Source organism: Vibrio sp. 661, assembly GCF_033339315.1.
Classification (GTDB): Bacteria; Pseudomonadota; Gammaproteobacteria; order Enterobacterales; family Vibrionaceae; genus Vibrio; species Vibrio alginolyticus.
The window spans coordinates 1-1,275 of the sequence record NZ_JAWOUJ010000074.1; the positions used below are offsets into that span (position 1 = coordinate 1).

Here is a 1,275-nt window from a genome sequence, read left to right on the forward strand (position 1 = left end):
GCTATTCCAGCGAGCTAGGGCTTCAGCGCCACATACGTTACCACTCGCGAGATCGATGATCGGCTGATAATGAGGCACAAATTCGCGCTTGTTGATGCCCGTTTGCATCTTCGTGAGCAGCTGAGTACGAAACTTCGATGCGCTCGCGAGTTCTGGGCTGTAGTAACAAATGCCCGTCAGTGGATCTTGCTTCGCGTAGCTCAGAGCAATGCTGGCATTGCGTAGCCAAAGCGGCATGTTCTCACCATGCTTGGTTTGCACAATCCCTAGTGAGATCTTCATCACCACGCTTTCACCTTCAACCATAAATGGTGCTGCGAACAGTTGTTGTAGGCGACGTTCTGTTAAACGGATGTCTTCGTCTTTATCCATATCTGGCATAAACAGAGCGAACTCATCGCCACCAATTCGGGCCAGCATGGTGTTGTCTGGGAATTGTTGCTTCAGCCTTTCTGCGATGCTAACCAACAGCTGATCACCATTGTGGTGTCCCACGCTGTCGTTGATATCTCTAAATTTGTTGATCCCCAATAAGAACAAACTACCGTGACACAAATTGGGTTTGTTTTCGCAGATTTCGATTAATCCTTGGCGGCTGTAGAGTCGAGTTAATGAGTCATACACTAGCTGATCGCGCAGCGCCTTAAATGAGGCTTTGAGGTTGCTGGCCATTTCATTAAAGGCTTTTGCGAGCACGGTCGTTTCGTACACACGGCCAGGTTGGGGCATTGAGCTATCCCAATCGCCATTTGCTAGGTGTTGAGCCGCATCGGCAGTGGCGTTGATTGGTCGAGTCACGCGTTCGAAGATGACCCAACTAAAGCCGATACCAAACAAGCTGACGACGATACCAACAATCCAGCTTTTCTCTTGGCTTTTCGGTAAGAGGCCAAGTAAATCAGATTCCGAGATAGAAGTGCCGATGAACCAAGTTAAACCGTTTGGATCGTAGTAGGGCGTGATGCGGCTAAAAATACGTTGGCCGCTGTGATCAAACTCAAACGTGTACGGTTGGTCTGTATGGTACAAGTCAAAACCACGCACGCGGGAGGCGCTGATTTTGATGATCGGGTCTGCGCTTTCAGAGGCGAACAAGCGTTGGCCTTTATCCGAAAACTTTGTGCCCCAAGACACTACGCTGCCTGGGCCAGAATGTGCCACTAATCGGTGTTCTTGATCCATGATAAAGACCGATGCTTTGGTGTTCTTCTTGATGACGCGTAGAAACTCATTGAAGGTATTGATACGAATGTCTGTCACCAATACGCCCGCAAA

General features: G+C 49.1%; 1 protein-coding gene. It reads right to left on the minus strand.

The annotated features are described in order from the left end of the window. Positions 1 to 1,275 (minus strand): diguanylate cyclase domain-containing protein (locus tag R7P69_RS24780; protein WP_318121762.1); only part of this gene is annotated, 1,275 nt, incomplete at both ends.